This window comes from Variovorax sp. GW823-FHT02B07, assembly GCF_058797695.1.
Window position 1 is genome coordinate 180,835 of record NZ_JBXAJX010000002.1, and the last position, 14,239, is coordinate 195,073.

The following is a 14,239-nucleotide window of genomic DNA, read 5'->3' on the forward strand; positions in this document are numbered from 1 at the left end:
CCACATCTTTCCACCACCTTAGGATCGACTTCAGCCGGATGGCCTTCGTCCCGGAAACAGACGTGGTCCGGCGATGGGAATCCCTGCGACGCCGCGTGACGTCAAGGGCCGGCTCAAGCTGTTTGCAGATGGCCGTTGCGCGCTCGGCCAGCATCGGATGAGCTGCGCTGGACGCGACGCATGTCAGTCTCTGGCCAGCAACCGCTTTCGTTTTCCGGGTTGGGCCGAAGCTCTTGATGTCCGCACACCTGGCGCAGCCTGCTGCAGGCAGAGGGTGCCCGTCGAAAAACGGCTGACGCAGCGACCGCGGCCCCTGGAAAGTGCTTGACCCTCTCGCAACGGCACGGTCTAGGATGCCTTCAACTTGAGAGGGATGTTGCCCGAATACGCCCTGCAGAATCGACGCGCCCAGGCGCGTTAGCGCGTCGGTCCGGCCATTGCGCTGGCGTTCAAGAATCAGAAGTTGTCTGACATGCCTGCGTCGGCGCGGCGCGGTAGCTTTTTGTCTCCGCGGCACCACCGCGGACTTGCTGTAAACCTCAGCCCGGTCGCGTGCGGCCGGGTTTTTTTTTCGTGTCGGCCTGCGTCTCGCGCGGGTGTCGAAAACCGCCTCTTGAAAATCGATTCGGAGGCTCCTATGTTCGCTTGCGTCGGAAATTGGTCAACCGAAAAGGAGGTATTCAATGGCCATGAACTTGCTCAAGCAAATTGCCGGCTCTCGCTTGCCTGTCTCGTTCTATCGCACCGCGGACATCGATCAGGTGCGGGTGCTTCGGGCCGCCGGGCTCGTCGTTGCCCTGATCCCCGCGCCCTCGAACTCGCTCGCTCTGTCTGGCTCCCCTTCGGCCGCCCAGGTGCTGGCCATCACGCAGAAGGGGCGCGAGGAGTTGGCGAAATTCTCGTACCCGCAGTCGCGCACCGCGCGCTGGCGACAGCGACCCTCCAGGATCTTTGCACGGCACCGCGCGGACAGCGATGGCGCTGCGCGGCCGACGGGCACGCACGGCCTGCCCCAGTGAGGGGCGGCTCGATTCTGTTCAGGTTCAATTGATTTGACAGGAGGTTTCCCATGTACCGATCTTTCTTCCCGCGCGACATGCTGGCCGAGATGGATCGCCTGCAACGGGACATGCAGCAGGCGTTCGATCTGTCACCCACCATTCGCGGTTACGGCAGCAACGGATTTCCCGCGTTGAACGTGGGCGCCACACCGCAGGCGCTGGAGATCTTCGCGTTCGCCCCCGGCGTCGACCCGGCCACGCTGGAGATCAACCTCGAGCGTGGTCTCATGACCATCGCGGGTGAGCGCAAGAGCCTGCTTCCCGATGCGCAGGCCAAGGCGGCCGTGCACATCAACGAGCGCTTCGAGGGGCCGTTTCGCCGCGTCCTCACTCTGCCGGACGATGCCGATCCAGAGGCCGTCGAGGCCCGGCTGCGCGACGGTGTACTGCGCATCACGGTCCGCCGCCGGGCCTCGGCACAGCCGCGGCGCATCGCTGTCCTGTGAAACAAGGAGGTGAACATCATGAGCAATGACGTACAGACCGCATCGCCCAGCGCGCCGGAACCCATGGATCGTGGGCAGGCGCCACGCTATCAGGGCGCGGCCCTCACACCGCCTGTCGACGTGGTGGAAGACGCCGGGGGCATCACGCTCTACGCCGATCTGCCCGGCGTGTCGCGCGACAAGCTGAATCTTCATGTCGAAGCGGAGACCTTGACCATCGAGGCGGAGTCGGGCCTGAGCGTGCCGGATGACCTGAAGACCAGCCACACCGAGGTCGGCCTGGGCCGGTTTCGCCGCGTCTTCACGCTCAGCAAGGAGCTGGACACCGAGAAGGTGTCCGCCGAGCTGGCGCAGGGCGTGTTGAAACTGCGTATCCCCAAGGCCGAGCATGCCAAGCCGCGGCGAATCAATGTCGAGGTCGGATGAGTCGTAAGGCGAGGGCGCCCGCGGGCGCCCTCAAGAGAGCGTCAACCCGCGTGGGCGGCAAATGTGCAGCGCTTGCGCTCGCCGGCCGCCCGCGAAGGAGCGTCAGTCCAGACGGACGCCGTTCAGCTCCATCGTGATTGCTGACCGCCCCCGACCCGACAGCGGGCATGGTGGCGCGAGCCTGCTCGCTGACCCGGTTACCTTTCTGGCCGTGCGCTTAGTCTTCAGTGAACTGAAGAAGCTCTCCATGGCCGAGCTGCCCCAGACCTCGCCCGCACGGCTCATACTGCAGGAAATACTTGGTTCCTTGAGCAGCTCCTGGAAGTGCTCGCTGGTAACAGCGGACGGTCGGCGCCGACCGCCAATCAAAGGAATCCAGTTGTTCAATTAAGCAGCGCTGCGCGCCGGCCGTAGCTCACCCGCGCATCACCCCGGACTCGGCCGTGCATCGCCGGGCGCGGCAGCGCTCCGCGCGGACCCCGTGATCGCCCACACGTCGACCTTGGATTTTGCGAGGCGTCTCAGCCGGTCGCGGACTTCCTTGGTGCGGCGGCCCTGGGTGCCGACGGCGAGCCGGGCCTTGAACTCGTCGTCGGCGAACAAGTCCGCGTGGCCGAAGATCTGGTCGCCGGCGCGGTCGACCTGGATCGCGATATTGAAGCCCCGGTAGGGGATGCGGCTGGACGTCTTCGAACGCATGGCGGCCTCCCTACATCAGGCGGGTGCGGATTGCGTGGGGCAGCTTCGCGCGCCACCGCGACGCGGCACCGCGCCACGGGCCCTGTGCGGCCACGGGGTAGTGGATGCGTTCGAGTTCGGCGCGGCCTTTTTCGGTGATGGCGAGCACCTGGGCGGCGTCGGGGCTGCCCGAGAGGGTGGGGGGATCCGACGGCGCGGGGGTCAGCGCGATCACGAGGCCGGCGGCCCGCAGCAGCTTGATCTGGTCGATCTCCGCCCGGGTCCGGAAGGTCGCCGGCAAGGGGGAGCCGGCAAGTTGTTTGAGCATGTCCATGGCCATGGCTTTGTCCTCCATTTCTCTACGACCAACTTGGAACGGGAGAAAAATAGGACGTCCCAGCAGCGTCTTCAAGGGGCGGTTGCGGAGCGCAAGGCAACAGAATGTATCGGAGCTTTCGAGCACAGGCGAGAGAAGAGCTCCGAGCTGCTCGCCAGCGTGGGCCGGGTCATGAGCGCGCTTTTTGCATGGAGGCAAGCTCCGAGATTCAGAAGTCGCTGCACAGCAGACCTAGGAGTCGGCGCGTCGTCTCAAGAAGTCGAACACCGTCTGATTGAACTCCAGCGGCTTCTCGAAGTACGCAGAATGCGCGGCCTCCTCGACGACAACGACCTCGCTTCCTGGCAGGCGCTGGCCGAGTTCGCGCATGACCGCCGGCGGAACAATCGGGTCTTCGGCGCCAACGAGAAACATCGTCGGGCAAGCCAGCTGGTCGATCTCTGCGACGGCAAGCAGGTTCTCGGGCTGGTTCAGACGCAGTACGGCCTCGCGCCAGGCTTCGGGCTCAATACTGTGAGCGCTCGGGTTGAAGTGGTTGATCTGCGCGTAAAGCGCTGCAAGCGCGGGCTGCGCCTTCAAGAACCAGGCGCCCAGCGAGCGCTGCTCGATGCTTACCGCGGAAACTGTCTTAAAGCGCCGCTCGATGCTGTCGACCAGCGTCGGGTGGTCGATGGCTAGCGACGTGTCGCAAGCGACGAACGCGGCGACGCGCTCGGGATGGCGCAGCGCGAGCCGCAGCCCGATCATCCCGCCAAGCGATTGGCCGACGACCGTCGCACGCTCGATGCCTTCGCGCGCCAGTACCGCCAAGGCATCGCCGACAAAGAGCTCCAGCGAGAACTCCTCCGGCGGCGCCACCGAACGACCGAAGCAGCGGATGTCCATCGTGAGACAGGTGTACTGCGGCGTGAAGGCCGGCAATTGCTGCCACCAAGTGGCGGCGTTCGATCCGGCTCCGTGCAGGAACAGGATCGCCGGGCCGGCGCCGTGGCGCTCGTAGTAGATGTCGCGTTTGTTCGATGTGACAAAAGGCATGAGGGATGGGCTTGGGTTTCAGTTGGCCTTGAGTTGCAGGCTGCGTGTCAGTGCACCCCAGCGCTCGGTATCGCTCTTGACGACGCGCGTGAACTCGTCGGGCGTCATCGTCATCGGCGTGATGCCTTCGGCGTCGAGCTTCTTTTGCAGCTCCGGCCTCGTCATCGCTTCGCGCACTGCTTCGTTGACCTTGCGCACGACTTCGGGCCGCGTCTTCCTCGGTGCCGACAGGCCCACCCAGGAGATCACCGTCAGCTGCTTGTAGCCCAGCTCCTCGAAAGTCGGAACTTGAGGGAGCTCGGGGCTGCGCTTCGGGCTGGACACCGCCAGCACCCTGAGCTTGCCGCTCTGGATGTACTTCATCGACCCGCTCGGCGGAATCACGGTGACAGCGACCTGGCCTCCCAGCACATCCATCAGCGCCGGCGCGCCGCCCTTGTAGGGGATGTGTACGAACGAGGTTTGTGTCGCCTTCTGCAGCAGTTCCATCAACAGATGGCCGGTGCTGCCGGCGCCCGAGCTCGCGTAGTTGATCGCGCCCGGCTCGCGTCTGGCGCGGGCGATCAGATCGGCGAAGGACTCGATGCCGGACTGGCTGTTGACCACCAGCCATTGCGCGCCGCCGCCGATCATTGCGACGTGGGTGAAGTCATTGACGATGTTGAAGGGCACGTTGTCGTACATGCCTTGGGCGATCGTGTTCACCATGCCCGTCATCGTGAGCGTGTAGCCGTCGGATGGGGCCGCGGCGCCCGCCTGGGCGCCGATGATGTTGCCGGCACCAGGCTTGTTGTCGATCACCACCGGTTGCTTGAGCAACGACGCCAGCTCCTGCGAAAGCGGTCGCATGGTGCGGTCGTAGGCGCCGCCGGGCGGGGTCGGCACGATCACCCGGATCGGCTTGGATGGCCAGACCTCGTCCTGCGCATGGGCCGAAAAGGCGCCGAGCAGGCAACAGACAACCGCGAGCAGTGGCCATTTTTTTTTCACGTTTTGTCTCCTGTCGCGTGGCTTGCTGCCCGCCGTTTGTGGAGTTGCCATCATTTCTGAGCAAGCCATCGGCGACAAATTAGAAATGACGCTCTTCCATTAGACTTTCCGATATCTTGAGCCATGACGCGTCCGTCCTCTTCAACCGCCTGCTCGCGCGCGGCAAGTTTCGGCATGTGCAGATCCTCTTGAAGGTGGCAGAGCTGGGCAGCCTCCAGCGGGCGGCGGACTCGATCGGCATGACGCAGTCGTCGGTGACCCAGGGCCTCGCGTACCTGGAACGGCTGCTGGAAGTTCAGCTCTTCGAGCGGCATGCGCGCGGCGCGCGGCCCACGCAGGCGTGCGAAGACCTCTTGCCCGTTGCGCGTCGCATGCTGATCGGGGTCGCCGACGGCGCCGAGGTCGTCACCGCGCGACGGCAACGCATCGGCGGCGCCATCCGCCTCGTCGCCTCGGTCGGCGCGATGAACGGGCTCCTGCTCGACGTGCTGCCTCGCTTCGCGCAACGGCATCCGGATGTCACCGTTCACCTCTCGGAAGCCGAAGGGGACGATCAACTGCTGGCCATCGCACGTGGCGAGGCAGATCTCGTGGCATGCCGACGGCCTCCCGTGATCCCGGAAGGCTGGCAGTTCATGCCGGTGCGCGAAGATCGTTTCGCGGTCTTGGCGCGCGCAGACCATCCGCTGGCGCGCAAGCGTTCCCTGGGCTGGCCGCAACTCGCCGACGAGACCTGGCTACTCGCCCCCACGGGTTCGGCCGCCCGTGAGCGATTCGACGAATTGACCGCGAATCTGCCTCACCCGATCCGCACCTATCCGGTCGTCACTCGTTCAACGGCCATGTTGTGGTGGCTCTCGCAGCAAGAAAACCTACTGTCGTTCCTGCCGCTTAACTTCGTGCGGCCCCTCCTCGATGCCGGTTTGCTGCGCGAGTTGAAGCTACGGCCGCTTTACATGCTCGAGCCACTCGGCTTGATGTGCCCGATCGCAGGACCGTTCGGGGCGTGGCGGCAACTGGTCGACTTTATGAACCCTGAAGTACCGCATTGACAGAGTTTGCGGTGGGCTCGCGGCGCTGCTGTCGATCTGCACCATGGCGCGTGGGGCCAGCCTCGGGTGCCTTGCAGGCAGCGTCCCCTCAGTGCGCGATATCGTGACGTCCTTGGTGTAGCCCGGCAATGAACAGAGGGGATTTGCTTGCAAGCCATGCTGCCTTCGACTGAACCCATGAGTAACTGCTCCGCCTCGCGTCGCTGCCGCGCGCCCCGATGTCCAAGGTTGGCGGCCGTGTCGATCGCGGAAGGGATGATGCCTTCGAGAAGGCCCGGGGGAGCATCAGCACCTTCGACGTTTGCGCCACCCACAATGATGCCGTTCACCCGCTGAGCATCCGCGTCGCGCCCTTGACCAGGGCGTTGTGCAACTCCTGCGTCACGCGCGACGCAGTCAGTACCACCAGCGGCACCATGATCCGCTCCCGCAGCGGCCTGGGCTGTACGCCCGCGTAGCGATGCAACGCAAAGGGCGCAGGCAGGCAGGTGCAGCCACGGCCGGCGCCGATCTGGGCGAAGACATGCAACGGATCGGGTGCTGGCGCCTCGGCCTTCGGCCGAAAGCCATGCGCCGTGTACTCGCGCGTGAACTCGTCGTACATGCGTGTGTTGACGCTGCGACTGAAGCGGAAGAATGGCGGCAGGGACTGCAGGTCCCGCACTGCAATGCGCCGCTGGCGCGCGAGATCCGACGTCGCAGGAACGAAGGCCATGAGGGGGACCTCATCGACCAGGTCGCCACGCAGGCGGTACATCGAAGCCGGCCAGAGCACGATGGCGGCATCCAGCTCGTTGCGCCGCAGGGCCGAGGCTGCGGCAATCGTCGTTGTCGTTTGTACGTCGATCCCGCTCGCATGCCCCGATTCCACCAAGCTCCGTTCCATTGCGGACAGTCGGTTCAAGTGAACCCAGTTCAGAACGCCCAGGCGAAGACGCGGCAGCTTGTTCGCGGACTGGGCCACATGCTCGAGCGTCGCGTCGAAACTGTGCATCAGCTCCGCGAAGCTGCGCATGGCCAGCTCTCCGGCGCTGGTCAGCCGCACGCCGTGCGTATTGCGCTCGAGCAGTTGCAGGCCCAGTTCAGCCTCCAGCTCTGCGATCTGCCGCGACAGGGGCGGCTGCGTGATGGCCAGCCGCTCCGCGGCGCGCCTGAAGTTGCGCTCCTCGGCAACGGCGAGGAAGTAGCGGATTTGGCGGACGGTGACTGGTCTAGTCATCCAAAAAAGGTATCACAAAAAACGCAATTCCCAGTGCGGCCAGCGCTGCCTACAGTCGCGGCCGCAACAAACCGTTGCTGGCCGTGTCGCCTGGGAATGGGCGCCGGCATTGCCTTTTTTGCACCTGACGATGACAACCAAGAAAAGCCCTCTTCCTTCGATATCCGCCTCCCTCTCTTCCCTGGCTCCTTCCCGTGGTCGCCGGAATTTCCTCGGTCGCGCATCCACGGCCGCGCTGTGGCTCGGTGCTCCTTCGCTGCTTGTCGCTTGCGGCGGAGGGGGAGGGGGAGGGGGAGGGGGCAGCGGCCCGCTCGCGGTAGGCGGTGGAGAAGGCCCTCGGACGGACGGGGGGCTCGCGCCCGCAAGCCGCTTTGCCAGCATCCGGGCCGTGGAAGCTGCATGCTTGGATCTCGAATCGCGCAAGCTCGAGTCGATCGCCTACCTGACCGAGTTGACGGGGATCATGGCGAAAGACCCGAACTATGTGGAGACAGGCTTTGACGAACGCTCACTGACGGCCTGGGGCACTTTCGCCGATGGCCGCGTGCACATGGTGTCGCACAACTTCAAGCCCACCGGAACTTCGACGCTGACCGCCGCCATCGCTGATACGGGCCAAGCACAAAAGGCGGCGGGGCTGGCTGCCGCCAAGCCGCCGGAACTGCCTAGCGAGCGCAAGGCACGTCTGATGCATTCCTTCTTCACGCCTTTCGACGGCCAGGCAGCTATCGCGGAAATGTCCGGCTGGCTCAGCGCGCATGACTACGCGCTGCAACCAGGCGTCGAGGGTGACGCGCACATTACGACCCTGCGCCAAATCAAAGGGGACGGCTTCTTCTACATCAACACTCATGGCGGCGTGAAGCACACGCGCCATCAGGATACGGGCTCACCGCAGATGTACTCCATCCAGTCGTCCACGCTGATCGACCCCACCCTGGAGGCACAACCCGATTTCCAGGCCGATCTCGCCGCCTTCCGGCTGACCTACTTCACGGCCTACAACGGCCTCGCCACCGTGGACAGCAAGGGCGAGGAGATCATGCTCAAGGACACGCGCTACGGCATCACCGCTGCCTTCGTCGACACCTATTGGGAGTTCGCGCAGGACAGCGTCGTCGTCATCAACGCCTGCAACAGCGCCAACAGCGCCGACAACGACCGGGTGATCGACTTTCTCGTCGCCTGCCACCGTAAGAACGCGGGCCTCTACCTGGGCTGGACGGAGATCTGCTCGCCGCCGGCCGCCTTTGACATACCGAAGTACTGTGTTGACCGGATGCTGGGCGCCAACCTCTTCAAGCCGCACACGCCGAAGCAACGCGCCTTCACGGGCGAAGAAGTGATCGCCCATATGCAGCGCAAGAATCTCAACCACGACACCGGCAACGGCACCAAGACCGGCGCCTACTTCATCGCCAAGCCCAATCCGCGCAGCGCGGTGAGTCACATCCTCTCGCCGTCGATTCACCATGTCGAGGTCGATGAACTGAACGACCAGCTCAACCTCATCGGCGCTTTCGGTCGCAGGCAGGGCAAGGTCTTCGTCGACGGATCGCAGCGCCAGGTGGTGCGCTGGGAGCATGAGCTCGTCGTCTGCGACCTGCCGCGCGTGGGCGCGGGCTCGCGCGGACCGGTGTGGGTGGAGCTGGGTGCGGATCGCAGCAACCGGCGCACCGTCAGCCAGTGGAACATCCGCATCGACACGCACTGGTTCAAGCAAAACTACCCGGGCCTCGCCGTCGACGGGCCGATACGCACGCGCTGGCGAGCCGACGTAGGGCCGGTGCGCGACACCTGTGGCGAGGATGTGAAGCGGCCCGTGCGCTATGCGATCGGCACCTATGACTCCACCATGGAGCTGGCGGCAGGCGGCGCCTTCCACGTGCCGCCGGACTGCACGATCACCTGGAGCGGACAAGCCAGCTTCGCCTCGCAGGTGAAGCTGATGCGAGAGCCCAGCGCCGGCGACCGTGTGATCTTCACCTACCTGCGGATCGACCCCGAATCGAAGCTTGGCGCCATGGGCCTGGCGATGGGCGCGAGCACCGGGCCGTTCGTGGAGCACGGTTGCCGCTCCACCGATACCTTCGCTTCGGCGCTGGGCCTCTTGGATGGTCCGCAGGATTTCGAGGTCACGGGCGCAGCCGCGACGATCCCTCTGCCCGCCAAGAACATTGTGCTCGGCAACGATCTTTCCATCCTCGGCGACGGCCACCTGGACGACAGCCTGCGGCTGCAATGGAGCACCGCGCCGATCGAGTCGCCGCCTGCGGATGCCGAACTGATCTGAGTCTCAGCGACACCCAAACGCTACCAATCCGCATTTCGAAGTGAGCGACACAGGCATAGGAATTGACCTGAGCCAGCAGGTCGATATTTTCGGGCAATTCCAACAGGTCCAGGCTGCCAGCGGCAGTGCAGGCTTGGGATTGTTCATCGCTCAGCGCATTGTCTCGGCCATGGGCGGATCTCTGAACGTCGCAAGCGTCATCGGGCAAGGCACTACGTTTTCTTTCACGCTTTTCATGCCGATCGTCAATGCTTCCGATTCAGCCTGGTCCGCCGCTACACCGCAGGAGGTAGAAGCTGGCGTGACCTTACCGAGGCATCTCTTACCTCGTAATGCCATACTGGACAACCAAGCCTTGGAAGAGCTCGCCAGCTTGGCGCTTGATGGTCGGCTCACCGATGTTGAGTGCTGGATCGAACGCCACTCCGATGAAGTCGAAAATGCTCCGTTCGTTGCTCTGTTGAGTGACCTGTTAGAGCGGCTCGACTTCCCCGGGATACATGCGCTGTGCGTTGCACAGCAAGAATATTCGAGCCCCCTGCGCGACATACGCGACCAGGGTCCGCGTCAGTGATTCGGATGCAGACAGCGAGGCTAGCCCAAAACCTTCGACGGGGAATATTTGGTGGAAACGCTTGATGGTTTTCGGGTTTATTAGCAAGAGCGAGGCACCAAGACCGCCGTTCGAAACTTCACATCGCTGCGCGATGCTGCACAGGCATTTTTCCGCTGACGCCGGATGACCGCTTTCGCGAGCCTCGAACTTCTGCAAAGGGCGGCGGATTCAACCGGTCGATGCAACACACTTACAACTGCTTAGGCAGAAGGAGTGTTGCAGATGAAGTACCGGACACGGACCTACTACACGAGTACCCAGAAGGCATTGATGTGGGAGCGGTGGAGGGAAGGTTGGACCCTTCACCAGATTGGCAAGCTGTTTGACCGACCCCACACTTCTATCCAGAACATCTTCTCGAAGACTGGTGGAATTCGACCGCCGCAGCGGCGACGCTGCGCCAATGCGTTGACCCTGGCAGAGAGAGAAGAGATCTCCCGCGCCCTGATGGTCGGTGAATCGATGCGTTCAGTGGCCGCCCGACTTGGCAGGGCACCGTCGACCATCAGCCGCGAGATCGGACGCAACGCAGGGCAAGGCGGCTATCGGGCGAGCGTCGCCGACGAAGCTGCATGGAATCGTGCCTTACGGCCCAAGCGATGCAAGCTGGTCAAGAACCGAGCGCTGGCTGGCATCGTGGCGGATCTGCTTCGAATGCTGTGGTCGCCGGAGCAGATCGCCGGCTGGCTCAAGCATACTTATCCGAACGACCCGAGCCTTCATGTGTCACACGAGACCATCTACCGCAGTCTTTTCATTCAAGCGCGTGGTGCATTGAAGAAGGAGCTGCTGGAGCACCTTAGACGCACGCGCGGCATGCGACGCTCTCGTTCCTATACGCAGAAGACTGCGATCCATGGGCAGATTGCTGATGCAGTGTCGATCAGCGAGCGACCCGCATCTGTCGAGGATCGGGCGGTGCCTGGTCATTGGGAAGGTGATTTGGTGTTCGGCAGCGGCAACAGCCAGATCGCCACGTTGGTCGAGCGGCAAACGCGATACGTGATGTTGGTGAAGCTCGAAGGCAAGGACTCGCAATCGGTGGTCAACGCGCTGATAAAGAACGCGCGCAAGTTGCCGCAGGAGCTCTACAAATCATTGACCTGGGATCGAGGCACGGAGATGCACGGTCACAAGCGATTCACGATGGCCACCGACATCCAGGTCTACTTCTGTGATCCCCAGAGCCCCTGGCAGCGCGGCAGCAACGAGAACACCAATGGGTTGCTCAGGCAGTACATGCCGAAGGGCATGGACATCTCAGGGTTCTCACAGCTTCAACTCAACGCGATCGCGAGACAATTGAACGAGAGGCCGCGCAAGACGCTCGGCTTCCATACACCTGCTGAAATGTTCAGCGAATGTGTTGCATCGACCGGTTGAATCCGCCGCCGATAGTAGCCATTCGCGCGAGGCCGAGGGATGTCGGGTGTCGCTGCGTACCTGCCACTCGCAGGGACGAGCTGCCGGCCTGGGTGCAGCATGTTCCTACCGTTTGCGGTGCGTTCTCAGCCGCCGATAAGGGAGCATTGACGTGCCTTTGGTTATCGTCGGTTAGGTCTGCGGCGTTCGGCTTCGGGCTCCGGTGCTGGCAGTCCACTGCTCGAGAGAGTCAATGTGCGAATGAGCATTAGCATGGCGACGCGGCGTTGATATCTACGAGCAGATGGGTGCACCCGGGCGAATCGAAGATCTCGTTACAGCAGACAAACGTAAGAGGTTTGATCGCGATGTGACGTGTGAACTAGTTTTCCGATCCGCGCCTGATGTGCGCATGCCGATTTTACGAGCGCAGGTCTTTCCGATTCCTCTCTGGCGATCAATCTCAGGACGAACGACTGGAACGCGCGCTCCAGACGTTCGGGCGCGCGACTTGATTCTCAAAGCCCGCCGGGACGGGCATGCTGGAAGGCCCGTTGCTGCGATGCAGAAGGTTTCGGCTACGGAAACGTGGCGTGTCTTGATCGCATGACTGCCGAAGTCGAATTTGGCGCAAGACTTGATCTGCAGGTTCTCGAGACGAGACCCGCAAGCGTTTTGCTCCAACCTTTTTCTTTGGAACCTCCATGAATCTCACGACAGCCATGAAGATCGTATCGGCCCCTGTTCTGACCCTCCTGGTCGCGGCCGGCGCCCACGCAGAGGCGTACGACGGTGTGCACAAGGCCTTCTCCAGCAAGACGCGCGATGAGGTGAATGCCGAGGCCGTGCGCACCGCCAAAGCGCCCGACCAGAACGTGGTTCGCGGTTCTCGCGGTCCCGAGACCATGGCTGTTTCGACGGCGCGTTCTCTCGTTGAAGCCGAGGCCGTTCACTACAACCTGAGGCCCGACCAGAATGTCGGCTCCGGCTCTCGTGTGAACAGCAAAGTTATTTCGACGATGCCGCACCCGGCCGATCTGCGCGCCAAGGCCAATTGAGCAACGACTGCTTCACGCTCCGCGTGCGGTAAGAAAAAAACGGTCGGCAGGAGAGCCCGGAGTTGCGGGTGCCCATCACACACATGCCAGCCAAGGGTGGACACCTGATGACAACTTCCCTCACTGCTGACGCCGCCAGAGCCTTGGAGCCAGCCCCTTTGCCCGCCAAGGTCAACTCGGGCGTCGCCAACCCCTTGCTGCACGCGCCGCTGCTGCCGCTGTTGATTCGCCTCGCGGTGCCCACGGTCGCCGTGATGCTCATGCAGACGGTGCTGAGCGTGGCAGAAACCTACTTCGTGAGCGGGCTGGGTGTCGACGCTATCGCAGCGGCCTCGTTAGTCGTGCCCGTCATGTTGCTTATGACCATGGTCTCCAACGGCGGTGTCGGAGGCGGGGTTTCTTCGGCGGTCGCGCGGGCGCTCGGCGGCGGGCGGCAAGACGAAGCCGAAAGTCTCGTGTGGCACAGCGTCGTGATCGCGATCATCGCAGGCGGACTGTTCGCCTTGGCTGTGATCGCCGCGGGTCCGATGCTCTACCGTGAACTGGGTGGAACAGGCGCGTCCTTGCAGCAGGCGATTCGATACTCGGACATTCTCTTTGGCGGCGCGGTGCTGTTCTGGATTCCGACGTTGCTGCAGTCAGCCTTGCGAGGTGCGGGCAACGTCAGAACTCCAGCACTGATCATGCTCGGCGGCGTTGGCGTCGGGCTCATTATTTCTCCCGTCCTGATCCTGGGTTGGCTGGGGTTTCCGCGGATGGGCGTCGCCGGTGCGGGCGTGGCGCAGGTGCTGTGCAGTGCAGGCTCGCTCGTGGCGATCGTTGCCTCCATGCGATCCGCGGGCTCGAGGCTTCGACTTCGTCGGCACCCGCTACGGCGTGATCACTTCGGTGCCATCCTTGGCGTTGGCTTGCTGTCGACCCTCAACGCGGCGATGACGACGCTTTCAATTGCCGCGATCACAGCGGCTGCAGGCGCCTTCAACGTGTCGACGATCGCGGGCTACGGTATCGCGTCTCGACTGGAAATGTTGCTGGTTCCCGTGATGTTCGGCTTTGGCACCGCCGCCGTCACCGTGGTTGGAACCTGCATTGGCGCCGGCGATGTGGTGCGTGCGCGGCGCGCTGCGCTGGTGAACGCATTGTTCGTTGCTGGGTTGCTCGAAGTGCTGGGCCTCGGCGTGGCATTCTTTCCTGGACTGTGGATGTCTCACTTCGCGAGCGACCCCGACGTATTGGCCGTCGGGGAGCAGTACCTGAGGGTGATGGGCCCGGTGTTCGGCTTCATTGCCGTCGCGTTGTCACTGTATTTCGCGGGGCAGGGCGCGCGGCGCGTCGGCTGGCCGCTCGCGGCCGGTGTCTTGCGCTTCGCGTGCGCGCTGTCCGCAGTGGCGCTGGTGTTCGCGGGGAGGCTCAGCCTCGAGTCTGCCTTCCTGCTGGTGGCTGGGGGCGCCATCGTCGGCGCCGCAGTGACGGTGTGGGGCTTCGCCCGAGGAGATTGGGAAAGACGCTAGAGTCACACGCTTCGTGCTGCGGCACAGGAGGTTTGTAGCTGTACATCTGTGCGATGTCGCTGCGTCTCTCTGTCCTTCGGCGTGGAGGTCGGACGAACCGGTGTTTTCGAGCGCAACGGGCGAGTCTGTCGGATCGCCCGGGTTGCCGGGACGTA

The 14,239-nt window shown here is 63.5% G+C and carries 14 protein-coding genes and 1 pseudogene; 9 read left to right on the forward strand and 6 right to left on the reverse strand.

Translation table 11 applies throughout. The features are described from left to right. Positions 1-683: 683 nt before the first annotated feature. The 3 genes from AC1RGU_RS12120 (at position 684) to AC1RGU_RS12130 (ending at position 1,933) form a co-directional block, all read left to right on the forward strand. Positions 684-1,019, forward strand: a complete 336-nt coding sequence (locus tag AC1RGU_RS12120; RefSeq protein WP_095744406.1) for a hypothetical protein — start codon at positions 684-686, stop codon at positions 1,017-1,019. Between the two features lie 50 nt (positions 1,020-1,069). Continuing rightward, positions 1,070-1,507 (forward strand): Hsp20/alpha crystallin family protein, encoded by a 438-nt coding sequence (locus tag AC1RGU_RS12125; protein WP_062472360.1) that lies wholly within the window; start codon positions 1,070-1,072, stop codon positions 1,505-1,507. A 63-nt stretch (positions 1,508-1,570) separates the two neighbouring features. Continuing rightward, a complete protein-coding gene (locus AC1RGU_RS12130; protein ID WP_070059545.1) occupies positions 1,571-1,933 on the forward strand; it encodes an Hsp20/alpha crystallin family protein in 363 nt (120 codons plus the stop codon). 198 nt (positions 1,934-2,131) lie between these two features. Here the strand turns inward: AC1RGU_RS12130 and AC1RGU_RS12135 are convergent. The 5 genes and pseudogenes from AC1RGU_RS12135 to AC1RGU_RS12155 all read right to left on the reverse strand — a co-directional run. Further along, positions 2,132-2,278: pseudogene (locus tag AC1RGU_RS12135) on the reverse strand (IS3 family transposase); the annotation flags it as partial. A gap of 81 nt (positions 2,279-2,359) precedes the next feature. Beyond that, positions 2,360-2,632 carry a hypothetical protein gene (locus AC1RGU_RS12140; protein WP_095744407.1) on the reverse strand — a complete coding sequence of 91 codons (273 nt, stop codon included), beginning with the start codon at positions 2,630-2,632 and terminating at the stop codon, positions 2,360-2,362. A gap of 10 nt (positions 2,633-2,642) precedes the next feature. Beyond that, positions 2,643-2,951: a hypothetical protein gene (locus tag AC1RGU_RS12145; protein WP_492699159.1), complete on the reverse strand. Its 309-nt coding sequence runs from the start codon at positions 2,949-2,951 to the stop codon at positions 2,643-2,645. Between the two features lie 228 nt (positions 2,952-3,179). Then, complete coding sequence (locus tag AC1RGU_RS12150; protein WP_070059271.1) at positions 3,180-3,983, reverse strand: alpha/beta fold hydrolase; 804 nt, start codon at positions 3,981-3,983, stop codon at positions 3,180-3,182. Positions 3,984-4,001: 18 nt separating this feature from the next. Next, a complete protein-coding gene (locus tag AC1RGU_RS12155) occupies positions 4,002-4,973 on the reverse strand; it encodes a Bug family tripartite tricarboxylate transporter substrate binding protein (protein ID WP_492699161.1) in 972 nt (323 codons plus the stop codon). Between the two features lie 116 nt (positions 4,974-5,089). Between AC1RGU_RS12155 and AC1RGU_RS12160 the strand changes: the two genes are divergently transcribed. Next, positions 5,090-6,025, forward strand: coding sequence for a LysR family transcriptional regulator (locus AC1RGU_RS12160; protein ID WP_492699163.1), 936 nt, complete (start codon positions 5,090-5,092; stop codon positions 6,023-6,025). Positions 6,026-6,350: 325 nt separating this feature from the next. Here the strand turns inward: AC1RGU_RS12160 and AC1RGU_RS12165 are convergent, their stop codons facing one another. Further along, positions 6,351-7,244: a LysR family transcriptional regulator gene (locus AC1RGU_RS12165; RefSeq protein WP_070064010.1), complete on the reverse strand. Its 894-nt coding sequence runs from the start codon at positions 7,242-7,244 to the stop codon at positions 6,351-6,353. Between the two features lie 403 nt (positions 7,245-7,647). Between AC1RGU_RS12165 and AC1RGU_RS12170 the strand changes: the two genes are divergently transcribed. From AC1RGU_RS12170 to AC1RGU_RS12190, 5 genes are all read left to right on the forward strand, one after another. Then, a complete protein-coding gene (locus tag AC1RGU_RS12170) occupies positions 7,648-9,537 on the forward strand; it encodes a hypothetical protein (RefSeq protein ID WP_159277291.1) in 1,890 nt (629 codons plus the stop codon). Between the two features lie 40 nt (positions 9,538-9,577). After that, positions 9,578-10,111: an ATP-binding protein gene (locus AC1RGU_RS12175; protein WP_159270779.1), complete on the forward strand. Its 534-nt coding sequence runs from the start codon at positions 9,578-9,580 to the stop codon at positions 10,109-10,111. Between the two features lie 264 nt (positions 10,112-10,375). Beyond that, positions 10,376-11,536, forward strand: coding sequence for an IS30 family transposase (locus AC1RGU_RS12180; protein ID WP_492699166.1), 1,161 nt, complete (start codon positions 10,376-10,378; stop codon positions 11,534-11,536). Between the two features lie 683 nt (positions 11,537-12,219). Continuing rightward, a complete protein-coding gene (locus AC1RGU_RS12185) occupies positions 12,220-12,573 on the forward strand; it encodes a DUF4148 domain-containing protein (protein WP_235926633.1) in 354 nt (117 codons plus the stop codon). A 107-nt stretch (positions 12,574-12,680) separates the two neighbouring features. Further along, positions 12,681-14,084 carry an MATE family efflux transporter gene (locus AC1RGU_RS12190; RefSeq protein ID WP_492699168.1) on the forward strand — a complete coding sequence of 468 codons (1,404 nt, stop codon included), beginning with the start codon at positions 12,681-12,683 and terminating at the stop codon, positions 14,082-14,084. Positions 14,085-14,239: the final 155 nt, after the last annotated feature.

What these genes read in the sequence shown, in the direction of transcription:
- AC1RGU_RS12120 (WP_095744406.1), top strand. Translation starts at nt 684, where the DNA reads ATGGCCATGAACTTGCTCAAGCAAATTGCCGGCTCTCGCTTGCCTGTC.
- AC1RGU_RS12125 (WP_062472360.1), top strand. Translation starts at nt 1,070, where the DNA reads ATGTACCGATCTTTCTTCCCGCGCGACATGCTGGCCGAGATGGATCGC.
- AC1RGU_RS12130 (WP_070059545.1), top strand. Translation starts at nt 1,571, where the DNA reads ATGGATCGTGGGCAGGCGCCACGCTATCAGGGCGCGGCCCTCACACCG.
- AC1RGU_RS12140 (WP_095744407.1), bottom strand. Translation starts at nt 2,632, where the DNA reads ATGCGTTCGAAGACGTCCAGCCGCATCCCCTACCGGGGCTTCAATATC.
- AC1RGU_RS12145 (WP_492699159.1), bottom strand. Translation starts at nt 2,951, where the DNA reads ATGGCCATGGACATGCTCAAACAACTTGCCGGCTCCCCCTTGCCGGCG.
- AC1RGU_RS12150 (WP_070059271.1), bottom strand. Translation starts at nt 3,983, where the DNA reads ATGCCTTTTGTCACATCGAACAAACGCGACATCTACTACGAGCGCCAC.
- AC1RGU_RS12165 (WP_070064010.1), bottom strand. Translation starts at nt 7,244, where the DNA reads ATGACTAGACCAGTCACCGTCCGCCAAATCCGCTACTTCCTCGCCGTT.
- AC1RGU_RS12180 (WP_492699166.1), top strand. Translation starts at nt 10,376, where the DNA reads ATGAAGTACCGGACACGGACCTACTACACGAGTACCCAGAAGGCATTG.
- AC1RGU_RS12185 (WP_235926633.1), top strand. Translation starts at nt 12,220, where the DNA reads ATGAATCTCACGACAGCCATGAAGATCGTATCGGCCCCTGTTCTGACC.
- AC1RGU_RS12190 (WP_492699168.1), top strand. Translation starts at nt 12,681, where the DNA reads ATGACAACTTCCCTCACTGCTGACGCCGCCAGAGCCTTGGAGCCAGCC.